The sequence below is a fragment of the Rhizobium sp. BK008 genome, from assembly GCF_014197345.1.
GTDB classification, from domain to species: domain Bacteria; phylum Pseudomonadota; class Alphaproteobacteria; order Rhizobiales; family Rhizobiaceae; genus Rhizobium; species Rhizobium anhuiense.
Genome location: NZ_JACIFK010000001.1, coordinates 2008294 through 2034634 on the forward strand (window position 1 = coordinate 2008294; position 26341 = coordinate 2034634).

Annotated in this window: 24 protein-coding genes; 6 read left to right on the plus strand and 18 right to left on the minus strand. The window is 61.6% G+C overall.

Annotated elements, in window-relative coordinates; genetic code table 11:
* Positions 1 to 6 precede the first annotated feature (6 nt).
* Positions 7 to 378: a response regulator gene (locus FHT69_RS09880; RefSeq protein ID WP_003547430.1), complete on the minus strand. Its 372-nt coding sequence runs from the start codon at positions 376 to 378 to the stop codon at positions 7 to 9.
* 132 nt (positions 379 to 510) lie between these two features.
* Between FHT69_RS09880 and FHT69_RS09885 the strand changes: the two genes are divergently transcribed.
* Together FHT69_RS09885 and FHT69_RS09890 are read left to right on the plus strand one after the other, a co-directional pair.
* Positions 511 to 819 (plus strand): DUF3572 domain-containing protein, encoded by a 309-nt coding sequence (locus tag FHT69_RS09885; RefSeq protein WP_047616556.1) that lies wholly within the window; start codon positions 511 to 513, stop codon positions 817 to 819.
* A 2-nt stretch (positions 820 to 821) separates the two neighbouring features.
* On the plus strand, positions 822 to 1496 hold the full coding sequence (locus FHT69_RS09890) for a hypothetical protein (protein ID WP_097543037.1): 675 nt from the start codon (positions 822 to 824) through the stop codon (positions 1494 to 1496).
* Here the strand turns inward: FHT69_RS09890 and FHT69_RS09895 are convergent.
* A complete protein-coding gene (locus FHT69_RS09895; RefSeq protein WP_127430618.1) occupies positions 1471 to 2058 on the minus strand; it encodes a GNAT family N-acetyltransferase in 588 nt (195 codons plus the stop codon). The two genes, FHT69_RS09890 and FHT69_RS09895, sit on opposite strands and share 26 nt — an antisense overlap.
* Before the next feature lie 75 nt (positions 2059 to 2133).
* Between FHT69_RS09895 and FHT69_RS09900 the strand changes: the two genes are divergently transcribed.
* Positions 2134 to 3426, plus strand: a complete 1293-nt coding sequence (locus tag FHT69_RS09900; RefSeq protein ID WP_183905388.1) for a DNA polymerase IV — start codon at positions 2134 to 2136, stop codon at positions 3424 to 3426.
* Between the two features lie 91 nt (positions 3427 to 3517).
* Entirely contained in the window at positions 3518 to 4774 is a 1257-nt protein-coding gene (locus FHT69_RS09905; RefSeq protein WP_183905279.1) for a L,D-transpeptidase family protein, read from the plus strand.
* Positions 4775 to 4785: 11 nt separating this feature from the next.
* Here FHT69_RS09905 and dnaE read toward each other — a convergent pair whose 3' ends face one another.
* Complete coding sequence (gene dnaE / locus FHT69_RS09910; protein ID WP_168332303.1) at positions 4786 to 8283, minus strand: DNA polymerase III subunit alpha; 3498 nt, start codon at positions 8281 to 8283, stop codon at positions 4786 to 4788.
* Positions 8284 to 8784: 501 nt separating this feature from the next.
* Here dnaE and FHT69_RS09915 point away from each other — a divergent pair.
* Positions 8785 to 9249 carry a DUF5680 domain-containing protein gene (locus FHT69_RS09915; protein WP_063474312.1) on the plus strand — a complete coding sequence of 155 codons (465 nt, stop codon included), beginning with the start codon at positions 8785 to 8787 and terminating at the stop codon, positions 9247 to 9249.
* 8 nt (positions 9250 to 9257) lie between these two features.
* Here FHT69_RS09915 and FHT69_RS09920 read toward each other — a convergent pair whose 3' ends face one another.
* The 3 genes from FHT69_RS09920 to proS are packed head-to-tail and all read right to left on the minus strand — an operon-like array spanning position 9258 to position 12598.
* Positions 9258 to 9941, minus strand: a complete 684-nt coding sequence (locus FHT69_RS09920) for an ABC transporter ATP-binding protein (protein WP_047616540.1) — start codon at positions 9939 to 9941, stop codon at positions 9258 to 9260.
* 14 nt (positions 9942 to 9955) lie between these two features.
* Positions 9956 to 11260 carry a lipoprotein-releasing ABC transporter permease subunit gene (locus FHT69_RS09925; protein ID WP_047616538.1) on the minus strand — a complete coding sequence of 435 codons (1305 nt, stop codon included), beginning with the start codon at positions 11258 to 11260 and terminating at the stop codon, positions 9956 to 9958.
* 15 nt (positions 11261 to 11275) lie between these two features.
* A complete protein-coding gene (proS, locus tag FHT69_RS09930; protein ID WP_047616535.1) occupies positions 11276 to 12598 on the minus strand; it encodes a proline--tRNA ligase in 1323 nt (440 codons plus the stop codon).
* Here proS and FHT69_RS09935 point away from each other — a divergent pair.
* Positions 12597 to 12749, plus strand: coding sequence for a hypothetical protein (locus FHT69_RS09935; RefSeq protein WP_164735936.1), 153 nt, complete (start codon positions 12597 to 12599; stop codon positions 12747 to 12749). The genes proS and FHT69_RS09935 overlap by 2 nt on opposite strands.
* Before the next feature lie 439 nt (positions 12750 to 13188).
* Here the strand turns inward: FHT69_RS09935 and FHT69_RS09940 are convergent, their stop codons facing one another.
* From FHT69_RS09940 to nuoG, 12 genes are all read right to left on the minus strand, one after another.
* The gene (locus tag FHT69_RS09940) at positions 13189 to 13464 is read right to left on the minus strand and encodes a DUF1467 family protein (protein WP_047616533.1); all 276 of its coding nucleotides are present in this window, start codon (positions 13462 to 13464) and stop codon (positions 13189 to 13191) included.
* A 113-nt stretch (positions 13465 to 13577) separates the two neighbouring features.
* Complete coding sequence (gene mce, locus FHT69_RS09945) at positions 13578 to 13982, minus strand: methylmalonyl-CoA epimerase (protein WP_183904023.1); 405 nt, start codon at positions 13980 to 13982, stop codon at positions 13578 to 13580.
* 2 nt (positions 13983 to 13984) lie between these two features.
* Complete coding sequence (locus FHT69_RS09950; RefSeq protein WP_047616529.1) at positions 13985 to 15655, minus strand: ribonuclease J; 1671 nt, start codon at positions 15653 to 15655, stop codon at positions 13985 to 13987.
* Between the two features lie 17 nt (positions 15656 to 15672).
* Positions 15673 to 16437 carry a biotin--[acetyl-CoA-carboxylase] ligase gene (locus tag FHT69_RS09955; RefSeq protein WP_183904021.1) on the minus strand — a complete coding sequence of 255 codons (765 nt, stop codon included), beginning with the start codon at positions 16435 to 16437 and terminating at the stop codon, positions 15673 to 15675.
* Positions 16437 to 17882 (minus strand): NADH-quinone oxidoreductase subunit NuoN, encoded by a 1446-nt coding sequence (nuoN, locus tag FHT69_RS09960; protein WP_048338649.1) that lies wholly within the window; start codon positions 17880 to 17882, stop codon positions 16437 to 16439. Before nuoN ends, FHT69_RS09955 begins: the two co-directional genes overlap by 1 nt.
* An 18-nt stretch (positions 17883 to 17900) precedes the next feature.
* Positions 17901 to 19412, minus strand: coding sequence for an NADH-quinone oxidoreductase subunit M (locus FHT69_RS09965; protein WP_047616524.1), 1512 nt, complete (start codon positions 19410 to 19412; stop codon positions 17901 to 17903).
* The gene (gene nuoL / locus FHT69_RS09970; protein WP_047616522.1) at positions 19412 to 21412 is read right to left on the minus strand and encodes an NADH-quinone oxidoreductase subunit L; all 2001 of its coding nucleotides are present in this window, start codon (positions 21410 to 21412) and stop codon (positions 19412 to 19414) included. Before nuoL ends, FHT69_RS09965 begins: the two co-directional genes overlap by 1 nt.
* Before the next feature lie 7 nt (positions 21413 to 21419).
* Positions 21420 to 21728 (minus strand): NADH-quinone oxidoreductase subunit NuoK, encoded by a 309-nt coding sequence (gene nuoK / locus FHT69_RS09975; protein ID WP_003547388.1) that lies wholly within the window; start codon positions 21726 to 21728, stop codon positions 21420 to 21422.
* A gap of 23 nt (positions 21729 to 21751) precedes the next feature.
* Positions 21752 to 22366 (minus strand): NADH-quinone oxidoreductase subunit J, encoded by a 615-nt coding sequence (locus tag FHT69_RS09980; protein WP_047616520.1) that lies wholly within the window; start codon positions 22364 to 22366, stop codon positions 21752 to 21754.
* A 141-nt stretch (positions 22367 to 22507) separates the two neighbouring features.
* Positions 22508 to 22999: an NADH-quinone oxidoreductase subunit NuoI gene (gene nuoI / locus FHT69_RS09985; protein ID WP_003547385.1), complete on the minus strand. Its 492-nt coding sequence runs from the start codon at positions 22997 to 22999 to the stop codon at positions 22508 to 22510.
* 40 nt (positions 23000 to 23039) lie between these two features.
* Positions 23040 to 24083 carry an NADH-quinone oxidoreductase subunit NuoH gene (gene nuoH / locus FHT69_RS09990; protein WP_047616518.1) on the minus strand — a complete coding sequence of 348 codons (1044 nt, stop codon included), beginning with the start codon at positions 24081 to 24083 and terminating at the stop codon, positions 23040 to 23042.
* Between the two features lie 12 nt (positions 24084 to 24095).
* Positions 24096 to 26177: an NADH-quinone oxidoreductase subunit NuoG gene (gene nuoG, locus FHT69_RS09995; RefSeq protein ID WP_183905280.1), complete on the minus strand. Its 2082-nt coding sequence runs from the start codon at positions 26175 to 26177 to the stop codon at positions 24096 to 24098.
* Between the last annotated feature and the right edge of the window lie 164 nt (positions 26178 to 26341).

Genomic DNA, 26341 nt, shown 5'->3' on the forward strand with positions numbered 1-26341 from the left:
GATGCGTCAAGCATCGCCCAGATAGGTCTTGATCGTCTCGATGAATTTTGGAACCGAGATCGGCTTGGAAACATAGGCCTCGCAGCCGCCCTGGCGGATCCGCTCCTCGTCGCCCTTCATCGCGAAAGCCGTGACGGCGATGACGGGAATCACATGCAGCTCGTCGTCTTCCTTCAGCCATTTGGTGACTTCGAGGCCTGAGACCTCGGGAAGCTGAATGTCCATGAGGATGAGATCGGGGCGATGCTTGCGCGCCAGATCCAGCGCCTCCATGCCGTTTCGGGTCTGGATCGTGGTATAACCGGACGCCTCGATGAGGTCGCGAAAGAGCTTCATGTTGAGCTCGTTATCTTCTACAATCATCACCTGTTTGGGCATGACAAGCTGTCCCTACGTCCGTTCGCGCAGCGGTTCGTCCCATGAGAAAGGCACATGCGGACAAAAGCTGCGTGAAACCGATAGCGCACGCTACCGGTATTTGGTTGAAGAAAAGGTAACTTACCCCGCGAAATGCAAAGCAACTTCAAGACATCGAAACAACTGGCAGCCGACCCGCACGAGACGGCGATTGCCGTGCTCGGCTGGCTTGCCGGCGATCCCGACATGTTCGGCCGCTTTCTCGCCCTGACGGGTGTGGCGCCCGGCCAGGTGCGCAACGCCGTCAACGATCCGGGATTTCTCGCCGGCATGATGGATTTCCTGATGAACCACGAACCGACGGCCTTGGCCTTCTGCGCGGCAAGCGGCATAAGCCCGGAGACGGTGACCGCCGCCTGGCGGCATTTCTCTTCGCCGGGCCTCGATTCCGGAGAATACTGACCGTGACCTCCGGGGAATTCGACATCTCGCATATTCGCCTCGGCGAACGGCCGCTGATCGTCTGCGACGTCGACGACGTCGTGCTGCAGTTCATCGGTCCCTTCCAGCTTTTCCTCGAGAGCCAGGGGCATGCGTTTCTGCCGCGATCGTTCCGGCTTCACGGCAACATCGTCTCGCAGGCGGATGGCACGGAGATCGAGGATCAGCAGGTCAGTCGGCTGATCGAGGAGTTCTTCGAAGCGCAGGAGCAGTGGCAGACGCCGCTCGATCGCGTCGTCGAAACGCTCGACCGGCTTTCCGAAGAGGCCGATGTGCTTTTCCTGACGGCCATGCAGCCGCGGTTCCAGGACCAGCGCCGTCGCCTGCTCGACAGGATGGGCCTGCTTTTTCCGCTGCTTGCCACCGAACAGCCCAAGGGGCCGATCGTTCACGCCTTGCATGCCAGCCGCTCCCTTCCCGTCGTCTTCATCGATGATATGGCGCGCAATCTGCATTCCGTCAGGGATCACGTCGCCGATTGCCTGCTCATTCATCTGATGCCGAACTCACCTGTCCATCGTTTCGCACCGGCGGCCGCCGATGACATTACCCGCGCTACCGACTGGACGCATGTGGCCGAACTCATCGAGGCGCATTTTCTGTCCGGCGCGGTCACTCGCGCAGTTCCAGCCGCATGAGCGGACGGCCGTCCTTGCGCCGCGCCACCGTTTCGAAACCGGCGGCATCAAAGATCGCCGTCGAACCGATGCAGAGCGTCACGGATTTCGACTGCTTCACATGATCGATCGGGCAGGCTTCGAGCAGCCGCGCTCCCTGGCGCCGGGCATGATCGATCGCGGCGGCGAGCAGGCGATGGCTCATTCCCTTGCCGCGCAGTTTGGGCAGCAGGAAAAAGCAACTGACGGCCCAGATGGACGGATCATGCGCATCGTCTTCCTCCAGCGGCCGCGAGACGGTGCGCGGCGAATTGAACTGCGGCACGTCATGACGCGGCCCGACCTGCACCCAGGCGACCGGCGCGCCGTCGGCATAACAGAGGATGCCCGGCGGCGGGCCTGCCTTGATCCGCTCCCGGATATGCGCCTTGCGTTCGTCGGGCGCCATCTCGGTCCTGATCGCATGCGGCAGGCGCAGCGCAACGCACCAGCAGTTATAGAAGGCACCCTGCGGCCCGAACAGGATTTCGAAGTCGTCCCAGCGCTCTGAGGTGACCGGCTCGAAACGAAGGTCGTTATCCAAAGGCAAAGCTCCCGCGTCTCTTGTGACTCGGAAGCTTAAGGCGTAATGTCCCGGCGTTCAATCTTTGTTCTCATCATGACGCCTGCGCCTGACAAGACACCCGGCTTTTGTCGTGACTGCCTTGCCGAGCAGAAGGGCGAGGCGCGCCGTTGCGTTTCCTGCGGCAGCCCCCGTCTCGCGCGCCATCGTGAACTCTACGCATTGACGCTTGCGCATATCGATTGCGACGCCTTCTACGCAGCGGTGGAGAAACGCGACAATCCGGAACTTGCCGACAAGCCCGTCATCATCGGCGGTGGCAAACGGGGCGTGGTGTCCACCGCTTGTTATATCGCCCGCATCCACGGCGTGCGTTCGGCCATGCCGATGTTCAAGGCGCTGGAGGCGTGCCCGCAGGCGATCGTCATCCGCCCCGACATGGAAAAATATGTCCGGGTCGGGCGGCAGGTGCGGACCATGATGCAGGATCTGACGCCGCTGGTGCAGCCGCTGTCGATCGACGAGGCCTTTCTGGAGCTTGGCGGCACCGAGAGGCTGCATCACGATCCGCCGGCGCGCACGCTCGCCAAATTCGCCCGCCGCGTCGAAAGGGAAATCGGCATCACCGTTTCAGTCGGGCTTTCCTACTGCAAATTCCTCGCCAAGGTCGCCTCCGATCTGCAGAAGCCGCGCGGCTTTTCCGTCATCGGCCGTGAGGAAGCGGTCGAATTCCTGGCGCCGCGTCCGGTCACCACGATCTGGGGCGTCGGCAAGGCTTTTGCGGCGACGCTGGAAGCGGACGGTATCCGCACCATCGGCCAGTTGCAGCAGATGGAGGAGAACGACCTGATGCGCCGCTATGGCAGTATCGGCCAGCGGCTCGCACGGCTATCGCGCGGCATCGACGACCGCGAGGTGCATCTCAACGATGCGGCCAAAAGCGTTTCGTCCGAGACTACCTTTTTCGACGACATCTCGCGTTATGAGGAGCTGGTGCCGATTCTGCGCAACCTCTCCGAAAAGGTCTCCTGGCGGCTGAAGAAAAGCGGCATTGCCGGCCAGACCGTGGTGCTGAAGATGAAGAGCGCCGATTTCAAATCGCGCACCCGCAACCGCAAGCTCGAAGACCCGACCCAGCTTGCCGACAAGATCTTCCGCACTGGGCTCGAGCTTCTCGAAAAAGAGACCGACGGCACGAAGTTCCGACTGCTCGGCATCGGCGTCACCGATCTCGGCGACGCCGCCCGCGCAGATCCGCCCGACCTCATCGACCAGCAATCGGGCCGGCGAGCGGCCGCCGAAGCGGCGATGGACAAGCTGCGCGACAAGTTCGGCACGAAGACGGTCGAGACCGGCTACACCTTCGGCAGCGGCAAGCGCGATCACTAGCGCGTGAGGGCAACATCAAGCCCGGCCTATAAAATCTTCCTTAAACTTCGTCCCATAATCTGCCGGGCAGTATTGCGTATGGTTGGGTATCATGTTCTCGCGTCTCGTCTTCGGCCTCGGCTTGCTGTCGGCCACCGCACTCGTGCACCCTGCTCTCGCTGCGGATGCGCGCACGCTGCAGATCATCGTCTCGAAGGACAAGCAGTCGCTTGCGGTATATGATGGCACCGAGGTCGTCGCGACCTCGAAGGTCTCGACCGGCAAGGACGGCCACACGACGCCGAGCGGCATCTTCTCGGTGCTCGAAAAGCAAAAATACCACGAATCCAATCTCTATTCCAACGCCCCGATGCCGTTCATGCAAAGGCTGACCTGGTCCGGCATCGCGCTGCATGAATCGAATTCCGTGCCGCGTTATCCAGCCTCGCATGGCTGCGTGCGCATGCCCGGCGCCTTCGCCAAAATGCTCTATGGGATGACCGACCCTGGTGTTCCGGTCATCATCAGCGACGGCGAAGTCGTGCCGCAGCCGATCGACCATCCCACCCTTTTCCATCCGGATACACCGGCGCCGATGCCGCTGCTTTCGGATGTCGAACTGCGGCCTTCCATGCCCGACAGCCCCGAAAAACCGGTGCAGGTGGCAATGAACGACACGGCTGCGATGCCGATGCCGGCAATACAGCCGGCCGCAACACCCGAACCCGAGCCGCCGTCCGAGCCGATCAGCATGCTCGTCACGCGCCGGACGCTGCGCGAGACGGTGATCGACATCCAGACCCTGCTCAACCAGCTCGGCTTTTCCGCCGGCGATCCGGACGGCTTGCTCGGTCCGTCGACCGTGCAGGCGATCAGGGATTTCAGGGCCCTGCGGCCGGCGGAATTTGCCGGCGACAGGAGCCTGGTCTCCGACACGCTCCTCAAGGAAGTTTATGCCGCAACCGGCAAGGGTCAGCCGCCGAACGGCGTCATCATGGTGCGGCAGGCCTTCAAGCCGATCTTCGAAGCGCCGGTGACGATCGCCGATCCGGGCTTGGCGCTCGGCACACATTTCTTCACGCTGCATGCTGTCGATGAAAAGGCCGGTACGGCGAACTGGCTCGGCATTACGCTAGAGAACAATCTCTCCCGCGAGACGATGAAGCGGCTCGGCATCACCAATCAGGAAAGCTCGATCGTCACAGGCAGGCCGATCGCCCGTTCGCTCAGCCGCATCACGATCCCCGACGAGACCCGCCGCAGGATCGATGCGCTGATCGCGCCCGGCTCGACGCTGACGATCTCCGATACCGGCCTCGGCCGGGAGACCGGCGAAGGCACGGATTTCATCACGATCACCCGCGGGTGACGCGGGGCTGATCAAACCAGTTCGACGTCGACGACGCCGGGGGCGGCGCGAAGGGCGGCGGCGATCTCAGGGGTGATGCGGTATTTCTCCGGCAGCGCCACCTCCACCTCGCGTTTGCCCTCCTCCTTGATGACGATGAAGGAAACGAGGCCGTCGCCCTTGGCGTTCAAGTGGCCGGCGACCATCCTGAGCGGCCCGGAATCCCTGACATAGACGCGCAGCGCCTTCTGCATCTGCAGCGACTTTTCCTCCAGCGACTGGATCGTCTGGATGCGCAGGCCGATGCCCTCCGGCCGCTCCTCGCCGGTGGCCGTCAGCACGAAGGATTTTCCGGATTCGAGCACGTCGCGATACTGGTTCAGCATTTCCGAAAACAGCACCGCTTCGAACTGACCGGAAGAATCCGAAAAGACGATGATGCCCATCTTGTTGCCGGTGCGGGTCTTGCGCTCCTGCTTGGAGATGACGGTGCCGGCAAGCCGGGCATTGGCCGCGCCCTGTTTGATCGCTTGGGAAAATTCGGCAAAGGTCTGCACCCGCATCTTCTGCAGGATGTTGTTGTAGGAATCGAGCGGGTGGGCCGTGAGATAGAAGCCCAACACCTGGAATTCCTTCAGCAGCCGCTCCGAGGGGAGCCAGGGCGAGAACGGCGGCAGCGAGATTTTCTCCGGTCCCGTGGTCAGCGTGCTGCCGAAAATGTCCGACTGGCCGCTCAGCTTGTTCTCTTGGGCGCGCTGGGCATAACCGAGGATGCGGTCGAGGCCGGCGGCTAGCTGGGCGCGGTCCATATCGAAACAATCGAAGGCGCCGGCATAGATCAGGCTTTCGAGCACGCGGCGATTGACCTGGCGCGGATCGATGCGCAGGCAGAAATCCTCGATGCTGGCGAAGGGCTTATCGCCACGCACCGCGACGATATGGTCGACGGCGGATTCGCCGACGCCTTTGAGGGCGGCGAGCGCGTAGTAGATGCGGTTGTCGCCGGTTTCGAAATGGCGGAAGGAGGTCTGCACCGAGGGTGCGATCACCTCGATGCCAAGGCGCTTGGCATCCTGGCGGAAATCATTGACCTTTTCCGTATTGGACATGTCGAGCGTCATCGAGGCGGCGAGGAATTCGACCGGATAATGCGCCTTCATGTAGGCCGTCTGGTAGGAGACGATGGCGTAGGCGGCGGCATGCGACTTGTTGAAGCCGTAATTGGCGAACTTCGCCAGCAGTTCGAAGATATTGTCGGCCTGCGGCTTCGACACACCGTTCTTGACGGCGCCGACGACGAAGCGCTCGCGCTGCTGGTCCATCTCGGCCTTGATCTTCTTGCCCATGGCGCGGCGCAGAAGGTCGGCTTCACCCAGCGAATAACCGGACAGGACCTGGGCGATCTGCATCACCTGCTCCTGGTAGACGATGACGCCTTGCGTTTCCTTGAGCAGGTGGTCGATCATCGGATGGATCGATTCCAGCTCTTCGTCACCGTGCTTGCGGGCATTGTAGGTCGGGATGTTCTCCATCGGGCCCGGACGATAGAGCGCCACCAGCGCGATGATGTCCTCGATGCAGTCCGGCTTCATGCCGATCAGCGCCTTGCGCATGCCGGCACTTTCCACCTGGAACACGCCGACCGTTTCACCGCGCGACAGCATCTCGTAGGTCTTCTTGTCGTCGAGAGGAATGGCCGCGAGATCGACCTTGATGCCGAGCTTGGCGACGAAATCGACAGCGACCTTCAGCACCGTCAGCGTCTTCAGACCGAGGAAGTCGAACTTGACCAGGCCGGCCTGCTCGACCCATTTCATGTTGAACTGGGTGACCGGCATATCGGAGCGCGGATCGCGATACATCGGCACCAGCTTGGAAAGCGGGCGGTCGCCGATGACGATGCCGGCGGCATGGGTCGAGGCGTGGCGGTAAAGTCCCTCGATCTTCTGGGCGATATCGAGCAGGCGCGCGACAACCGGTTCCTTAGCCGCCTCCTCCTGCAGCTTCGGCTCCTCTTCGATCGCTTTGGACAGCGGGGTCGGATTGGCCGGGTTGTTCGGCACCAGTTTGCAGATCTTGTCGACCTGGCCGTAAGGCATTTCCAGCACGCGGCCGACGTCGCGAAGGGCGGCGCGCGCCTGCAGCGAACCGAAGGTGATGATCTGCGCCACCTGCTCGCGGCCATACTTGGCCTGGACGTAGCGGATCACCTCTTCGCGGCGGTCCTGGCAGAAGTCGATGTCGAAGTCCGGCATCGAGACGCGTTCGGGATTGAGGAAGCGCTCGAAGAGCAGCGAAAAACGCAAGGGATCGACGTCGGTGATCGTCAAGGCATAGGCGACCAGCGAACCGGCGCCCGAGCCGCGGCCGGGACCGACGGGAATGTCATGCTGCTTGGCCCATTTGATGAAGTCGGCAACGATCAGGAAGTAGCCGGGAAACCGCATGCGTTCGATAACGCTGAGCTCGAAATCCAGCCGCTCGCGATAATCCTTCTCCTCGTAACCCGGCGACATGCCGAGCGTGGCCAGCCGCATGTCCAGCCCTTCGACCGCCTGGCGGCGCAGCTCGCTCGCCTCGGCGCGTTCGGCCTCCTCGGCATCGTCGGTCGCACCGGTGAAGCGCGGCAGGATCGGCTTTCTGGTCTTCAGCACGAAGGAGCAGCGCCTGGCGATCTCGATGGTATTTTCCAGCGCTTCCGGCAGGTCTGCGAAGAGCTTGGCCATCTCGGCCCGGCTCTTCAGATAGTGATCGGGCGTCAGGCGAAAGCGGCTGTCGTCGGAGACGATGGCGTTGTGCGCGACCGCCATCAGCGCATCATGGGCGTCGTAATCGTCGCGCGTCGGAAAGAAGGCCTCGTTGGTCGCAACCAGCGGCAGGTCGTGGGCATAGGCAAGCCCGACAATCTTCTGCTCGTGCCGCTTGTCGTAGGTGCCGTGGCGCTGCAGCTCGACATAGAGCCTGTCGCCGAAGAGACGCTTCAGCAAGAGCAGTCGGGCCTCCGCCTGGGCGGGATGTCCTTCCCTGATCGCCATGTCGACCGGGCCGGTCGGGGCGCCGGTCAATGCGATCAGCCCTTCCGTGCCGGCCTCTTCCAACCAGGAGGCTTTGATATGAACGGCCTGGTTGCTTTCGCCGCCGAGATAGGCCCGGCTGACGAGATCGACGAGCCGTTCGTAGCCGGCATCGGTCGCGGCGAGAAGAACGATCGACGGCAGCTTGACCAGGGCTTGCTGGCCGCCGCGCTTTTCCGTTTCCAACCCATCTCCCATGTCGATCGAGACCTGACAGCCGATGATCGGCTGCAGGCCCTCGTCCATCGCCTTCTGGGAGAATTCGAGGGCGACGAACAGATTGTTGGTGTCGGTGATCGCAATCGCCGGCTGGCTGTCGCCGGTCGCCTTGTAGAGGATCTTCTTCAGCGGCAGAGCGCCCTCGAGAAGCGAATAGGCGGAATGGACCCTCAGGTGGATGAAACCCGGCGTGCCGCCGGTCGCCTCACCCGTTGAACCCTTTGCCGTATCCGCCATGACATGCCTTCCCAATCACCCGAATGAATCGGACGCATTGTCGGCATAGAGGGCGATGATGTCCAGAAGAAGTCCCGCCTCCGGACCGCATGATTGCCATGCGGTCCCCTGAAAACTTTAGATCGCCATCACGATGAGCGAGAAGCTGGCAACGAACATTGCGATGGAGGTAAATGCTGCGATATCACGGATCATGTCAGTCATCGGGCTCTCCTTTACTCGTTATGTTTTCAATTTGTTCCATGTATGTTCCGTTGTCAACAGGAATCTTTTCCTTCTTTCTTGCGTGTGGAAAATCCCGGATGCGCGCGGCGAATCGCACGAACTGGCACTTGTTGTGATCTGGGGCCGCCATGCCCTTGCCCCGCCCCCACAGACCAGACATCGTGTTCGGGCGGCCGCCTTCCCCTCAAAGTGATGCGCTTACTCCACCAGAAGTTCTCTTTTTGTTCTTTACATGTCGCGACCTATTTGCCAGCATCGGGCCGAAGGGAGAACGACATGCTCGACATTGCGATGCTGAATGAATTCATCGTGGAGGCGAAGGCTGCGACCTATGTCGGGGGCGGCGTGCCGCGCGCGCCGTGCCGGCCGGGTTCCCACGATATCGGTTACGAACGCGGTGACTGGCGCTATCTCGACAGCTATTTCGGCGGCACCGATTTCGCCGGGCAGGAAGTGGTGTGGTTTGCCGGAGAGCCCGCCTGGGCGATGAATTATTTCGGCTGCGTCATTGCGCCTGAGCTCATCGACGGCACAGCAGCCGGAGCGGTGATCAAGGCTGCACTTTCGGCGATGTATCGAGAGGGCCGGTTTCTGGACGGCATGGAATTCGATCATCCGTTCGGCCGCTATATCGATAGCAGCGAAGGCGGCTGTGCGCGGTTCACCGGCCATGAATGCATCATGGTCGACGGCCAGAAGGCCTATGCGCTCGATTATCGCGGCGGGCTGGTCATCCCCTGAGCACAGCCTCAGAAATCAACGATCTTGCCGTCGGAGATCGTGACGCGCCGATCCATGCGGCGGGCAAGCTCGTGATTGTGGGTGGCGATCAGGGCGGCAAGGCCGGACTGGCGCACCAGCGCTTCCAGCGCGTCGAAGACGTAGCTTGCCGTTTCCGGGTCGAGATTGCCGGTCGGCTCATCGGCAAGAAGCAGGGTCGGCGCATTGGCGACGGCGCGGGCGATCGCAACGCGCTGCTGCTCGCCTCCGGAAAGCTCGCCCGGGCGGTGCGAACCACGATGGCCGATGCGCATATAATCGAGAAGCTGGCCGGCCCGCTCTCCGGCTTCCTTCCAGGAAAGCCCGGCGATCAGCTGCGGCATCATGATGTTTTCGAGCGCCGAGAATTCCGGCAGCAGGTGGTGGAACTGGTAGACGAACCCGATTTCGCTGCGGCGGATCGCGGTACGTTTATCGTCGCTCAGGCCGTCACAGGCATGGCCATTGATGTTGACTTCACCGCCGTCCGGATGCTCCAGGAGGCCGGCGACATGCAGCAGCGTCGATTTGCCGGTGCCGGAAGGGGCGACGAGAGCGACGATTTCGCCTTTCGATATCGAAAAATCTGCGCCCTTCAGGATCGGGAGCAGCGTATCGCCCTGCCCGTAATGGCGCTCGACGCCGGTAAGCTTGAGAACGACGTTGCGTTTCATGAAGGCGGCATTCCTTATTCGTAGCGCAGGGCCTGCACCGGATCGAGCTTTGAGGCACGCCAGGCGGGGAAAATGGTCGCAATGAAGGACAGCGTCAGCGCCATGACGACGATCGAGATCGTTTCGCTGAGATCCATTTCGGCCGGCAGCTGGCTGAGGAAATAGACCTGCGGATTGAAGAGTACGGTGCCTGATATCCAGGAGAAGAACTGGCGGACAGATTCGATGTTGACGCAGACGAGAACGCCGAGCAGAACGCCGGCAATAGTGCCGACGATGCCGATCGCTGCCCCGGTCATGAAGAAGATGCGCATGATCGCACCGGCGGTGGCGCCCATGGTGCGCAGAATGGCGATATCGCTGCCCTTGTCCTTCACCAGCATGATGAGGCCGGAAATGATATTCAGCGCCGCGACAAGCACGATCAGCGTCAAGATCATGAACATGACGTTGCGCTCGACCTGGAGTGCGGAGAAGAAGGTCTGGTTGCGCTGGCGCCAGTCGGTAATGGCGATCTGGCGGCCGGCCGCCTCCTCCACCTTGGGCCTGAGATCGTCGATATCGTCCGGATTGTCGACGAAGAGCTCGATCGACTGCACCAGCCCCTCGGCGTTGAAATAGAGCTGCGCTTCCTCGAGCGGCATGAAGATGATCGAGGAGTCATATTCCGACATGCCGATCTCGAAGAGGCCTGAGATCTTGTAGGACTTGATGCGCGGGCTGACGCCCATCGGCGTGATGTCACCATCTGGCGACGTCAGCGTAATGAGATCGCCGACGCGCAGACCGAGCTGGTCGGCCATGCGGGTGCCGATCAGCACACCGTCGCCGGAGGCATAGCCGACCATATCGCCGGATTTGATGTTGTCGGAGATCGTCTTGAGCTTGGTCAGGTCGTCGGCGCGGGCGCCGCGCACCAGCGCGCCGGTGCTGCCACCGGCCTGGGCGGAAGCGAGCACCTGGCCCTCCACCAAGGGCAGCGCCATCTTGACGCCGGGTACGGCGGCGAGCTTGCCGCTGAGAGCGGGATAATCGGTGAAGGGGCCGTCGACCGGCTGGACGATCATGTGGCCGTTAATGCCGAGAATGCGCGAAACGAGCTCGGTGCGGAAGCCGTTCATAACGGCCATGACGATGATCAACGTCGCAACGCCCAGCATGATGCCGACGAAGGAGAAGCCGGCGATTACCGAGATGAAGGCCTCCTTGCGGCGGGCGCGCAGATAACGCCACGCCACGAGGCGTTCGAAGGTGGAAAATGGCTTGCCAGCCGGACCCAAGCCGGATTTTGAACTCCGGTCCACTGCTGCCTCTGCCATTTCGCCTCCGTTTCCTTAAGCCACGAACCGGTTGATCGCCGCTTCGATGGTCATCGTTTCGCGGGCGCCGGTCTTGCGGTCCTTCACTTCAACTTCGCCGTTGGCGACCGCGCGCGGGCCGGCGATGATCTGGACGGGCACGCCGATCAGGTCGGCGGTCGCGAATTTCGTACCGGCCCGATCGTCGGTATCGTCGTAGAGCACATCCTTGCCGGCCTTGCTCAGCGCGGCATAGATCAGCTCGCAGGTATCGTCGCAGGCCTGATCGCCCGCCTTCATGTTGATCACCACGACATCGAAGGGCGCGACCGATGCCGGCCAGATGATTCCGTTGTCGTCATGCGATGCTTCGATGATGGCGGGAACAAGGCGTGTCGGCCCGATACCATAGGAACCCATGTGGACGAAGTGTTCCTTGCCGTCCGGTCCCTGCACTTTTGCGCCCATCGGCTCGGAATATTTGGTGCCGAAATAGAAGATGTGGCCGACCTCGATACCACGCGCCGAAAGCCGGTCGCCTTCGGGAACGGCGTTGAAAGCCGCCTCATCGTGCATTTCCGAGGTCGCCGCATAGAGCGAGGTCCACTTGTCGAAGATCGCCTGCAGGCCCTCGACGCTGTCGAAATCGGTGTGTTCGCCGGGAATATCGAAACCGACGAAATCCTTGTGGCAGAAGACTTCGGATTCGCCGGTGTCGGCGAGGATGATGAACTCATGGCTGAGATTGCCGCCGATCGGGCCGGTGTCGGCGCGCATCGGAATGGCGCGCAGGCCCAACCGATCGAAGGTTCTGAGATAGGCGGCGAACATCTTATTGTAGGAATGCTCCGCCCCTTCGCGCGTCAGATCGAAGGAATAGGCGTCCTTCATCATGAATTCGCGCGAGCGCATGGTGCCGAAGCGCGGACGGATCTCGTCGCGGAATTTCAGCTGGATGTGATAGAGATTGAGCGGCAGGTCCTTGTAGGATTTGACGGAAGAGCGGAAAATATCCGTTACCATCTCCTCGTTGGTGGGGCCGTAAAGCATCGGCCGATCCTGGCGGTCCTTGATGCGCAGCATCTCCTTGCCGTAGGCGTCATAGCGGCCGCTTTCCTGCCAGAGTTCGGCCGATTGCAGCGTCGGCATCGACAGCTCGATGGCGCCCGCGCGGTTCTGCTCGTCGCGGATAATGGCGTTGACCTTGTCGAGCACGCGCTTGCCGAGCGGCAGCCAGGAATAGATGCCCTGCGACTGCTGACGGATCATGCCGGCGCGCAGCATCAGCCGGTGGGAGACGATTTCCGCCTCCTTGGGATTTTCCTTGAGGATGGGCATGAAAAAGCGAGACAGACGCATGGCGGATTCCGAAGCAGTTGAGATCCCGCAGCAAGCGGAATCGAAGGCAATTGTTGATGTGGGAGCGTTCATAGCCGCTTCGCGGCAGGAAGGAAACCCGCAACGGATGTTGGCAACCTCCCGGAAGCGCATGTTCGCACCCGCAAAATGAACGGGCCAGAAAAAGCGCGTGTTTATAAGGACTTGAACGAAAATCTTGTCAACAGAAAAATTTTGCTAGAGTGTAGCAAAAATGCAAAAAAAGCTGATGACAAAGCCCAATGTTTGAGCTAGCTTTAGCTCACAAAACAGGCAGGAAGGATAAATTCTTGCCGAATTCGCGGTCAAGTCTTGGGAGGATCAGATCTTAGGCGCGCTCGTCGCAGCCCCGGCAACGGTTACAGATCACGCGATACTTAAAACAAGGCTTCTAGCCTTGTTTTTTTTTGGCTTTTCGGCTCCCCACCTCATCCACGAAACTCGCAGCTTCCGTAGGGGATGATCCTCATTCCGTTACGTCAGCTCTGTGCCGCAACAGCATGACGCCGGTATGACGAAATTCGCTTTTCAATAGATTTGCATATGCTCAAAGTTTGAGCAAAAGCCACACTTCAATAGAAGCTGGGACCGAGTTGCGGCAGGGCGTCGAAGCCCCAACCGAAATAGGTGTCGCAAACGTACCAGAGGCCGTAGATCACAGCCGAAATCAGCGTCGTCAGCGAAAAGACGAAAGCGGCGCGAAACCGGGCGGGCGCACTCGGAACGGTGCCGAGCACGACATCATTGTCTTCCGCCTGGGTGCGCAGGCCGATCGGCAGAACGGCGAAAAGCGTCATCCACCAGATGATGAAGTAGACGGCAAATCCCTGAAGAAAGATCTCGAGCATTATCGGTCCCGTTGATGTCGCGCTGATATCGCGTCCTTATACGGCGGAATGGCGAGCAACTCAAAGCGAGCGAGGCGTTTAGTCGCCTTCGGGTCACTCTGCCGCAGCAGGGGTCAGGCCTGTTCAAGCTCGATCAGCGTGCCAAAGAAATCCTTGGGATGCAGAAAGAGCACCGGCTTGCCATGCGCGCCGGTCTTCGGCTTGATATCGCCGAGCACTCTGGCACCCGCCTCGACCAGCCGGTCACGGGCGAGAAGAATATCGTCCACCTCGTAGCAGATGTGGTGCATGCCGCCGGACGGGTTCTTTTCGAGGAAGGCTGCGATCGGCGAAGCGTCACCCAGCGGCTGCAACAATTCGACCTTGGTGTTCGGCAGTTCGACGAAGACGACGGTGACGCCGTGCTCCGGCAGAGCCTGCGGCTGCGATACCGCAGCCCCCAGCGTGTCGCGATAGGCGGCCGTCGCCACTGCCAGATCGGGAACGGCGATGGCGATATGGTTGACCCGGCCGAGCATGATCAGACCTTGGTGACGAAGGCGGTGACGACGGGCTTCTTACCCCAGGCGTGATTGGCGGCCGAGCGGATGGCGCGGCGCACGGCCTCCTGCAGCATGTCGATATCCTTGCGGCGGGCGCGCGGAATGCTTTCAATGGCGCTGACCGCCGCGTCGAACAGCGTATCTTCCATCTCCTCGCCCTCGTCGTCATAGACCGGCAGGCCGATCGACACGAGATCGGGATCGCCGACGATGTCATAGCGGGCGTCGAGCACGACGTTGACGGCGACATGGCCGACATAGGAGAGCTTCTTGCGCTCGCCGATGCCCATCTCGTCGAAATCGCCGATCAGCGTGCCGTCCTTATAGATGCGGCCATGTGGCGCTTCGCCAATCACCTCGACGGGACCGGGCGCCAGTCGCAGGATATCGCCGTTGCGCACGCGCGGCACGATCGCGATCCCGGATTGCTCGGCCAATTCCTTGTGCGCCGTCAGATGCGTCGCCTCGCCATGCACCGGCACGACGATCTTCGGCCGCGTCCACTCATACATCCGCTGCAACTCGTTGCGGCGGGGATGGCCGGACACGTGGACCAGCGCCTCGGTATCGGTGATGATGTGCACGCCCTGCTCGACGAGGCCGTTCTTGATATCCTGGATCGCCTTCTCGTTGCCGGGAATGGCGCGCGAGGAAAAGACGACGATATCGCCTGCCGCAAAGGCCACATTGCGCATTTCGTCGCGGGAGAGCTTGGCAAGGGCTGCCCGTGCCTCGCCCTGGCTGCCGGTCAGGATGACGACGACCTTGTCGCGCGGGATATAACCGTATTCCTCCTCGGAGATGAAGGGCTTCACGCCTTCCATCAGGCCGATATCCTGGGCGACATCGACGACGCGCTTCAGCGAGCTGCCGAGCAGCAGCACTTCGCGGCCGGCCGCCTCGGCGGCCTCGGCAACGGTACGGATGCGCCCGACATTCGACGAGAAGGTGGTGATCGCCACCCTGCCCTCGGCATTCTCGATGATCTTGCGCAGGCTTTCGGACACATCCTTCTCGGAGGGCGAAACACCGTCGCGCAGCGCATTGGTGGAATCGCACATCAGCGCCAGCACGCCCTCGTCGCCGAGCTGGCGGAAACGTGTCTCGTCGGTCAGCGGCCCGAGCGAAGGCTCGTGGTCGATCTTCCAGTCGCCGGTATGGATGACATTGCCGACCGGCGTGCGGATCATGAGCGACATCGGTTCGGGGATCGAATGGTTGACGGCCACGCCTTCGATGCTGAAGGGGCCGACATTGATCGTATCGCCCGCCTTGAACGGCGTCACCGGCACTTCGCCGATCGTCGCCTTCTCGAAATTGCGCTTGGCTTCGAGCAGACCTGCAGTAAAGCCCGACGCATAGACCGGCACATTGAGGCCGGGCCAGAGATCGGCCAGCGCGCCGTAATGGTCTTCATGCGCGTGGGTGATGATGATCGCCTTGAGGTTCTTCCGCTCGCTGGCGAGGAAGCGGATATCGGGCAGCACGAGGTCGACGCCCGGCAGGTCGGGGCCGGGAAAGGTGACGCCGCAATCGACCATGATCCACTGGCGGTGCTCGGGCGGGCCGTAGCCATAAAGAGCGAGATTCATGCCAATCTCGCCAACGCCGCCCAGAGGCAGGAATACCAGTTCGTCCTGTTTCGCCATAATTTTCGTTTGTTCCGCTATCCAAAAAACACATCACCGGCGGCAATGGGCACTATCCTGCCAGCGCCGGTATCGAGCATCAACAAGCCATTATCATCAATTCCGGCGAATTGTCCGGAAATCGATCGGTCCGGCAAATTCACCGTAATCTTTTCGCCGATGCCGCAGGCGATGGCGCGCCAGAGCGCCGTGATCTCGCCGATGCCGCGGCCCTCGTCCCATAGATCAAGCACTTCAGCCATTGCGGCGAAGAGATGGGCGAAGAGTTCCTCCGGAGAGGCCGCACTTCCCTGCTGACGCAGGCAGGTGACGGGGTAGAGCGGATTATCCGGCATCACCGAGACATTGATGCCGATGCCGACAATCAGCGCGTAACGGCCGTCCGGCAGCCTCTCGCCTTCGACGAGGATGCCGCAGGTCTTCTTTCGGCCGATAAGAATATCGTTCGGCCATTTGACCTCGAGCGGCTCGGCGCCCGGAGGCAGCACCATGCGGATCGCCTGGTGTACGGCAACGGCAACGGCCAGCGGCAGGGAGCTCAGGCGCTCCATCGGCGCCGGGTCGATCAGCAGAAGCGAAGCGTAGAGATTGCCGCGTTCGGAAACCCAGAGCCTGCCGCGGCGGCCGCGGCCGCCGGTCTGCCTTTCGGCGGTCACCCAGAGATTACCGCCGTCGCCCGCCCGGGCCCGGGCAAGGCATTCGCTGTTGGTGGACGATGTCTCCGACAGAGCCTCGTGCCTGAAATCGCCGAGCGATATCCGGCGCCGCCCGTCGGGAGCCATCAAAAGAGCGTCGCGGCGGCAAGCTCTGCCGCACCGCCGATCGGACCGCCGATGAGGACATAGACGGTGACGAACAGGCCGGAGAGACCGAAGACCAGACGCAGCGCACCGGAGACGCGGGCGAATTCGCCGGTCGCTTCATCGAACCACATCAGCTTGATGACCCGCAGATAGTAGTACGCGCCGACGACCGAGGCGAGAACGCCGATGATGGCAAGCGCATAGAGCTTGGCTTCGATGGCGGCGACGAAGACGAAGTACTTGGCGAAGAAGCCGGCGAGCGGCGGGATACCGGCGAGCGAGAACATCAGCGCCGTCAGCACCACGGCCATGAACGGGTTCGTTGTGGAAAGGCCGGCGAGATCGTCGACATTCTCGACGACGGTGCCGTCCTTGCGGCGCATCGACATGATGATCGCGAAGGTGCCGAGCGTCATGACCATGTAGATGACCATGTAAAGCATGACACCGGTGACGCCGGTCTGGTTGCCGGCGGCAAGGCCGACCAGCGCATAACCCATGTGACCGATCGAGGAATAGGCCATCAGTCGCTTGATGTTCTTCTGGCCGATGGCGGCAAACGAGCCGAGCAGCATCGAGGCGATCGAGATGAAGACGACGACCTGCTGCCAGTCCGCCAGAACCGGCTGGAAGGCGGTGATGACGATGCGGGTCATCATCGCCATGGCGGCAACCTTGGGGGCTGCGGCAAGGAAGGCGGTCACCGGCGTCGGCGCGCCTTCATACACGTCGGGCGTCCACATGTGGAAGGGAACGGCCGAAATCTTGAAGGCGATGCCGGCGAGGATGAAGACCAGGCCGAAGATGAGGCCGAGCGAACGCGCACCCTCGACCGACAGCGCCTGGGCGATCTCGGAGAAGTGGGTGTGGCCGGTGAAGCCATAGACCAGCGACATGCCGTAGAGCAGCATGCCGGAGGACAGCGCGCCGAGGACGAAATATTTCAGCCCTGCTTCGGTCGACTTCAGGCTGTCACGGTTGATCGCGGCGACGACATAAAGCGCCAGCGACTGCAGTTCCAGCGCCAGATAGAGCGAGATCAGGTCGTTGGCCGAGATCATCAGCAGGATGCCGAGGGTCGCAAGCACCAGCAGGACCGGGAACTCGAACTTGTCGAGCTGGTTCTCGCGGGCGTGACCGATCGTCATGAACAGGGCGACCAGCGAACCGATCAGCGCCACCAGCTTCATGAAGCGGGAGAAGCCGTCGGCCATGTAGACGCCGCCATAAGCAAGGCCTTCTGCGGGCACGAAGAGCAACCACAGGCCGGAGGCCAGGAGCAGGACGATGGCGAGGCCGGTGACGACAAGGCCCGACCGCTCGCCTGAGAAGACGCCGACCATCAACAGGACAAGGGCGCCGACCGCGAGGATGAGCTCCGGCGCGGAAAGATGCAGACTGAGGAGAATTGTTTCAGCGGTCATGTCCAATAAGTCCCGTCATCATTTCATAGACAGCGCAACATTCTGCGCTGCGTGCACGGCGGCCGTGTAGTTGTTGACCAGCAGATCCACCGAGGCGGCCGTCGCATCGAAGACCGGAGCCGGGTAAACGCCGAAGAAGATGGTCAGCGCGACCAGCGGGTAAAGGATCAGTTGCTCACGCGGCGACAGATCGAGCAGCGCCTTCAGCTTCTCCTTCTCCAGCGCGCCGAAGATCACCCGGCGATAAAGCCAGAGCGCGTAGGCAGCCGAGAGGATGACGCCGGTGGCGGCAAAGAGCGCGACCCAGGTGTTGACCCGGAAGACGCCCATCAGCGTCAGGAATTCGCCGATGAAGCCCGACGTGCCGGGAAGCCCGACATTGGCCATGGTGAAGACCATCATCGCGACGGCATATTTCGGCATGTTGTTGACGAGGCCGCCATAGGCGTTGATCTCGCGGGTATGCGTGCGGTCGTAGACGACGCCGACGCAGAGGAAGAGCGCGCCGGAGACGATGCCGTGCGACAGCATCTGGAAGATCGAGCCCTGAACGCCCTGCATGTTGGCCGCAAAGATGCCCATGGTCACGTAGCCCATATGAGCCACGGAGGAATAGGCGATCAGCTTCTTGATGTCGTCCTGCATCATCGCCACCAGCGAGGTATAGATGATGGCAATCACCGACATGGCGAAGACGAGCGGCGCGAAATAATCGGAGGCGACCGGGAACATGCCGAGCGAGAAGCGGATAAGACCGTAGCCGCCGAGCTTCAGGAGCACGCCGGCCAGAATCACCGAGCCTGCCGTCGGCGCCTGAACGTGGGCATCGGGAAGCCAGGTATGGACCGGCCACATCGGCATCTTCACCGCGAAGGAGGCGAAGAAGGCAAGCCATAACCAGGTCTGCAGCGCCGGCGGGAATTTGTAGGCGAGCAGCGCGGTGATGTCGGTCGTGCCGGCCTGCCAATACATCGCCATGATGGCGAGCAGCATCAGCACCGAGCCGAGCAGCGTATAGAGGAAGAACTTGTAGCTCGCATAGACGCGGTCCTTGCCGCCCCACACGCCGATGATCAGGAACATAGGAATGAGGCCCGCTTCGAAGAAGACGTAGAACAGCACGATATCGAGTGAGACGAAGACGCCGACCATCATCGTTTCCAGGATGAGGAAGGCGATCATATATTCCTTCAGTCGCTTCTCGATCGAGAGCCAGCTCGCCAGCACGCAGAAGGGCATGAGGAAGGTCGACAGGATGACGAACAGCATCGAGATGCCGTCGACGCCGACGTGGTAGCCGATGCCGGTGCCGAGCCAGTTATGCTTCTCGACCATCTGGAAGCCCGGATTCGCGTTGTCGAAGCCGGTCCAGATCAGGAGCGAGACGACGAAGGTGAAGACGGTGGTGATCAGCGAGATCCACAGCACGTTCTTCCGGCCGGTTTCGCTCTCGCCGTTCATCAATAGCAGGAGCACCACGCCGACGAGCGGCAGGAAGGTGACCGTTGAAAGAATAGGCCAATCGGTCATCAGAAGGAACTCCCGAGCATCATCCAGGTAACGAGCGCCGCAATGCCGATCAGCATGGCAAAGGCGTAGTGATAGAGGTAACCGGTCTGCAGGCGGACGACGCGGTCGGTGACGGCGACGACGCGGGCGGCGACGCCGTTCGGGCCGTAGGTGTCGATGACGCCGACATCACCCTTCTTCCACAGGAAGCGGCCGAGCGCCTTGGCGGTGCGGACGAAGAGGAAGTCGTAGAGCTCGTCGAAATACCACTTGTTCAACAGGAACTGGTAGAGCACGCGATGCTGCTGCGCGAGGATGCGCGGCGTCTGCGGCGAGCGGATATACATGTACCAAGCCGTGACGAAGCCGAGCACCATGGCGATGAACGGGCTCAAAGCCACGAGCGCCGGCACATGGTGGAACTCTTCGACCAGTTCGTTCTCGGCGCCGGTAAAGAGCGCGCCCTTCCAGAACTCGGCATATTCCTCGCCATAGAACCGGCCTTCGAAGATCACGCCCGCAAGCACCGCGCCGAGCGCGAGGATATAGAGCGGCACCAGCATGACCTGCGGCGACTCGTGAACGTGGTGCATGACCTCGTGCGAAGCGCGCGGCTTGCCGAAGAAGGTCATGAAGATCAGGCGCCAGGAATAGAAGCTCGTAAACAGAGCCGCGATGACCAGCAGCGAGAAGGCAAAGCCCGCGACCGGCGAATGCGATGCATAGGTCGCCTCGATGATCACGTCCTTGGAGAAGAAGCCGGCAAGACCGAACGGCGTGAAGGGAATGCCGACACCGGTGATCGCCAGCGTGCCGATGATCATGAGGCCGGCTGTAACTTTGATGTGCGGCCACAGGCCGCCCATGTAGCGCATGTCCTGCTCGCCATCGACGGCGTGGATGACCGAGCCGGCGCAGAGGAAGAGCAGCGCCTTGAAGAAGGCATGGGTGAAGAGATGGAAGATCGCCGCGCCATAGGCCCCTACCCCGAGCGCCACGAACATGTAGCCGAGCTGCGAGCAGGTGGAATAGGCGATGACGCGCTTGATGTCGTTCTGCACCAGGCCGACGGTGGCCGCGAAGAAGGCGGTGATCGCGCCGATCACGGTGACGACGACGAGCGCATCCGGCGACAGTTCGAACAGCGGCGACATGCGGGCGACGAGGAAGACGCCGGCGGTGACCATGGTGGCGGCATGGATGAGGGCCGAGACCGGAGTCGGGCCTTCCATGGCGTCCGGCAGCCAGGTGTGCAGCAGGAACTGCGCCGACTTGCCCATCGCGCCCATGAACAGCAGCAGGCAGATGCCGGTCAGGGCATGCGCCTTGTCGAGCTGCATGCCGAAGAGGTTGAGGATCACCTCGCCCGCCTCGCCGCCGCCTTCATGCGGGGCGAAGTTCGAGGCATTGGCGAAGATCGTGTCGAAATTGATCGAGCCGAACAGCACGAAGACGCCGGCAATGCCAAGCACGAAGCCGAAGTCGCCGACGCGGTTGACGATGAAGGCCTTCATCGCCGCCGCCGTCGCCGACGGCTTCTTGAACCAGAAGCCGATCAGCAGATAGGAGGCGAGACCGACGCCTTCCCAGCCGAAGAACATCTGGGCAAGGTTGTCGGCGGTCACCAGCATCAGCATGGCGAAGGTGAAGAGCGAGAGATAGGCAAAGAAGCGCGGGCGATGGGGATCGGTGTGCATGTAACCGATCGAATAGACATGCACCAGCGTCGAGACCGTGTTGACGACGATCAGCATGACCGAGGTCAGCGTATCCACGCGCAGCGACCAGGAGACGTCGATGCCGCCGGACTGGATCCAGCGCAGCACCTCGACCTTGATCGGGCCGCCTTCGGCGTGGCCCATGCCGACGGTGAAGAAGACGATCCAGGACAGGATGGCGGCGATGATCATCAGGCCGCTGGTGACATATTCCGAAGCCTTGGCGCCGATGGCGCGGCCGAAGAGGCCGGCGACGATCGCACCGATCAAGGGAAGAAAGACGATAGCCTTATAGAGGAACATGAGCCACTCAGCCCTTCATCATATTGACGTCTTCGACCGCGATCGAGCCGCGGTTGCGGTAGAAGACAACGAGAATTGCAAGACCGATCGCCGCTTCGGCTGCCGCGACCGTCAGGATGAACAGCGCGAAGACCTGGCCGACGATGTCGTTCAGGAAGGAGGAGAAGGCGACCATGTTGATGTTGACGGCAAGCAGGATCAGTTCGATCGACATCAGGATGACGATGACGTTCTTCCGGTTGAGGAAGATGCCGAAGACGCCGAGCGTGAAGAGGATGGCGCTGACCGTCAGGTAGTGGGAAAGTCCGATGACCATGTTCTTTGTTCCTTGACCTGCCTTTAGACGCCCTGCCCGGGCTTGACCGACACCACCTCGACGGCGGTGGCGGGCGTGCGGGCAACCTGCCGGGGGATATTCTGCCGCTTGATGTTGGTGCGGTGCCTGAGCGTCAGCACGATCGCGCCGATCATGGCCACCAGCAGCACCAGACCGGCGATCTGGAAGAAATAGACGTAGTTGGTGTAGAGCACGTCGCCGAGGGCGGCCGTATTGGTGCGCTCCGTCAATGCCGGTATCGGCATGGCGACCGATTTGGCGATCTCAGGCGAAATCACGCTGCCGCCGATGACGACGATCAGTTCGGCCGCCAGGATCACCCCGATCAGCCCGCCGATCGGCGCATATTCGAGAACGCCGGCCCTCAGTTCGGTGAAGTCGATATCGAGCATCATCACCACGAAGAGGAAGAGCACGGCGACGGCGCCGACATAGACGACCAGCAGGATCATCGCCAGGAATTCGGCACCGAGCAGCAGGAAGAGGCCGGCCGCGTTGAAGAACACCAGGATCAGGAACAGAACCGAGTGAACCGGGTTCTTCGCCCAGATGACCATGAACGCCGACGCCACCGCGACAAAGGCGAAAAGATAGAAAAATAGAGCCTGCAGACCCATGTTGGTGCCTTTTTCATCTTCCCCCGGGCAGCCGGGAGTTTCCCTGCCCGATAGAGCTTTGCGCGGCGCGAACCGTCAAAGCTCCTGTGCATATTGACCGCGATCGTAGCCGTTGCTCCATCGCGGCATTTCAAATCTCAATCAGCGGTACGGCGAGTCGATCGCGATGTTGCGGGCGATTTCGCGCTCCCACCGGTCTCCGTTGTCCAGAAGCCGCGCCTTGTCGAAATAGAGTTCTTCGCGGGTTTCCGTCGCAAATTCGAAATTCGGGCCTTCGACGATCGCGTCGACCGGGCAGGCTTCCTGGCAGAAGCCGCAATAGATGCACTTCACCATGTCGATGTCGTAACGCACCGTGCGGCGCGTGCCGTCATTGCGGCGCGGACCCGCCTCGATGGTAATCGCCTGGGCAGGACAGATCGCCTCGCAGAGCTTGCAGGCGATGCAGCGTTCCTCGCCGTTCGGATAACGGCGCAGCGCATGCTCGCCGCGGAAACGCGGGGAGACCGGGCCCTTTTCGAAGGGATAGTTGATCGTCGCCTTCTGGCGGAAGAAATAGCGCATCGACAAGAAGAACGCGCCGACGAATTCCTTGAGAAACAGCGAGCTGATGGAGCCGGACAAGCTTGCCATCTTCAACCTCCAATTTTGCCGGAAACGAGAGCGGACATGATCATGCCCAACCCGTCAGTTTCAGCACGAATGCAACGATGACGACCATGGCGAGCGACAGCGGCAGGAAGACCTTCCAGCCGAGGCGCATGAGCTGGTCGTAGCGGTAACGCGGAACGAAAGCCTTGACCATCGCGAACATGAAGAACACGAAGCAGGCCTTCAGCATGAACCAGATGATGCCCGGCACCCAATTGATGAGCCAGAAATCGACCGGTGGCAGCCAGCCACCGAGGAACAGGATGGTCGTCAGCGAGCACATCAGGACGACGGCCGCATATTCGCCGAGCATGAACATCATGTATGGCGAGGAACCGTATTCGACCATGAAGCCGGCGACGAGTTCCGATTCGGCTTCCGGCAGGTCGAAGGGCGGACGGTTCGTCTCGGCAAGTGCGGAAATGAAGAAGATGATGAACATCGGGAAGAGCGACAGCCAGTGCCAGTCGAGGAACGACGACGGCAGGCCGAGCATGGTGCCAAGGCCGGTATGCTGGGCATTGACGATATCGGTCAGGTTCAGCGAGCCGACGCAGAGAAGCACGGTGACGATGACGAAGCCGATCGAGACTTCATAGGAGACCATCTGGGCCGCCGATCGCAGCGCGCCGAGGAACGGATACTTCGAGTTCGAAGCCCAGCCGCCCATGATGATGCCGTAAACCTCGAGCGAGGAGATGGCGAAAATATAGAGGATGCCGACATTGATGTTGGCGATCACCCATCCGTCGGCGAGCGGCACCACGGCCCAGGTGGACAGCGCCAGAAGCACCGTCACCAGCGGGGCCAGCAGGAACACCGCCTTGTTGGCGCCGGCCGGAATGATCGGCTCCTTGAAGACGAACTTCAGAAGGTCGGCGAAGGACTGGAACAGGCCGAAGGGGCCGACGACATTCGGGCCGCGGCGCAGCTGCACGGCCGCCCAGATCTTGCGGTCGGCAAGCAGCACATAGGCGATGAAGACGAGCAGGCAGACCAGAAGCAGCAGCGATTGACCGATCATGATGATCGCCGGCCAGACATAGGTCGAAAAGAAAGAATCCATAGTCCCCTGCCCTTACTCTGCCGCGACTTTGAAGTTGTTGCGGGCCAATGCCGAGCACTCCGCCATGACAGCCGAGGCGCGCGCTATCGGGTTCGTCAAATAGAAGTCTTTGACCGGCGACGCAAACCCTGACTTGTTCATCTTGCCGGCTTTTTTCGCAACTGCGGCAATTTGGGCGCTATCGCTTTCGGCGATCTCGTCGATGGCAGCGAAATGCGGGAAAGCGGCATAGAGCCGGACGCGCAGTTCGCTCAGCGAATCGAAGGGAAGCTTCTTGCCGAGCACGTCGGACAGGGCGCGGATGATCGCCCAGTCTTCGCGGGCGTCGCCCGGCGCAAAGCCGGCGCGGTTGCCCATCTGGACGCGGCCCTCGGTGTTGACCCAGGTGCCGGACTTTTCGGTATAGGCTGCAGCCGGCAGGATGACGTCGGCATGATGCGCGCCGTTGTCGCCATGCGAGCCGATATAGACGGTGAGCCTGGCCTTCTTGGCGGCGAAATCGAGTTCGTCGGCGCCGAGCAGGAAGAGCACGTCCATCGCGCTCAGCATTTCGGCGGCATTGGCGCCGGCAGCACCCGGCACGAAGCCGAGGTCGAGGCCGCCGACACGCGACGCTGCGGTATGGAGGACGGCAAAGCCGTTCCAGCCCTCGACGACCGCGCCGACCGAACCGGCAAGCTTGGCGGCACTGGCGAGAACGCCGGCGCCGTCGCTGCGCGACAGCGCGCCCTGGCCGATGATGATCATCGGTTTGGCGGCGTTCTTCAGCACATCGGCGAAAGCGTGGTTGCCGTCGATCAGATCCTTCAGCGTGTCGGGACCGCCACCGAGGTAATCATAGCTGTAGCGCAGTTCGCCCGGCTCGCCGATCACGCCGATCGGGAACTTGCCGCGGCGCCAGCGCTTGCGGATGCGGGCGTTGAGGATCGCCGCCTCGAAGCGCGGATTGGCGCCGATGATCAACAGCGCATCGGCCTGGTCGATGCCCGAAATGGTCGGGTTGAACAGGTAGCTTGCGCGGCCGAGCGACGGATCGAGTGCCGCCCCATCCTGGCGACAGTCGAGATTGGTCGAGCCCAGCGACTTCACCAGTTCGGAGAGCGCATACATTTCCTCGACGGAAGCGAGATCGCCCGCGATCGCGCCGATCTTGTCGCCCGAAGTGGCGCTGACGGCGGCCTTGATGGCGCCGAAGGCTTCGGCCCAGGTGGCGGGCTGCAGGCGGCCGTCGCGGCGCACATAGGGCCGATCGAGGCGCTGGGTCTTCAGTCCGTCCCAGATGAAGCGGCTCTTGTCTGAGATCCACTCTTCGTTGATCGCCTCGTTGACGCGCGGCAGGATTCGCATGACTTCGCGGCCACGGGTGTCGACGCGGATCGCCGAACCGACGGCATCCATGACGTCGATTGATTCGGTCTTGTTCAATTCCCACGGGCGCGCGGTGAAGGCGAAGGGCTTGGAGGTGAGCGCGCCGACCGGGCAAAGGTCAACGACGTTGCCCTGCAGCTCGGAGGTCATCGCCTGTTCGAGATAGGTGGTGATCTCGGCATCCTCGCCACGGCCGATCAGGCCGAGTTCGGAAATGCCGGCAACCTCCGTCGTGAAGCGAACGCAGCGCGTGCAGTGGATGCAGCGGTTCATCACCGTCTTGACGAGCGGGCCGATATACTTGTCTTCGACGGCGCGCTTGTCTTCCTGATAGCGCGAGGTGTCGATGCCGAAGGCCATCGCCTGGTCCTGCAGGTCGCATTCGCCGCCCTGGTCGCAGATCGGGCAATCCAGCGGATGGTTGATCAGCAGGAATTCCATCACGCCTTCGCGGGCCTTCTTGACCATCGGGGTGTTGGTGAAGACCTCGGGCAGTTCGCCGTTCGGGCCGCCGCGAATGTCGCGCACGCTCATGGCGCAGGAAGCCTGCGGCTTCGGCGGGCCACCCTTCACCTCGACGAGGCACATGCGGCAATTGCCGGCAACCGACAGGCGCTCGTGGAAGCAGAAGCGCGGAACCTCGGCGCCGGCATCCTCACACGCCTGCAATAGCGTGAAATGATCCGGAACTTCGATCTCGTTGCCGTCAATCTTCAGTTTTGCCATCGTCGCTCAGTCCTGTTTCCCGTTTGCCTGATGACGGCAAACAAACCCATTTTTGCAACATTCTCATTGCCAAGCCGGATCTTTCGTCCTGCCGACACCGGATGTCGCCGAAATTCTCTGTCACGCGTTCCAGACCCGGAACCCGCACCGGCATCGAAAGGCCC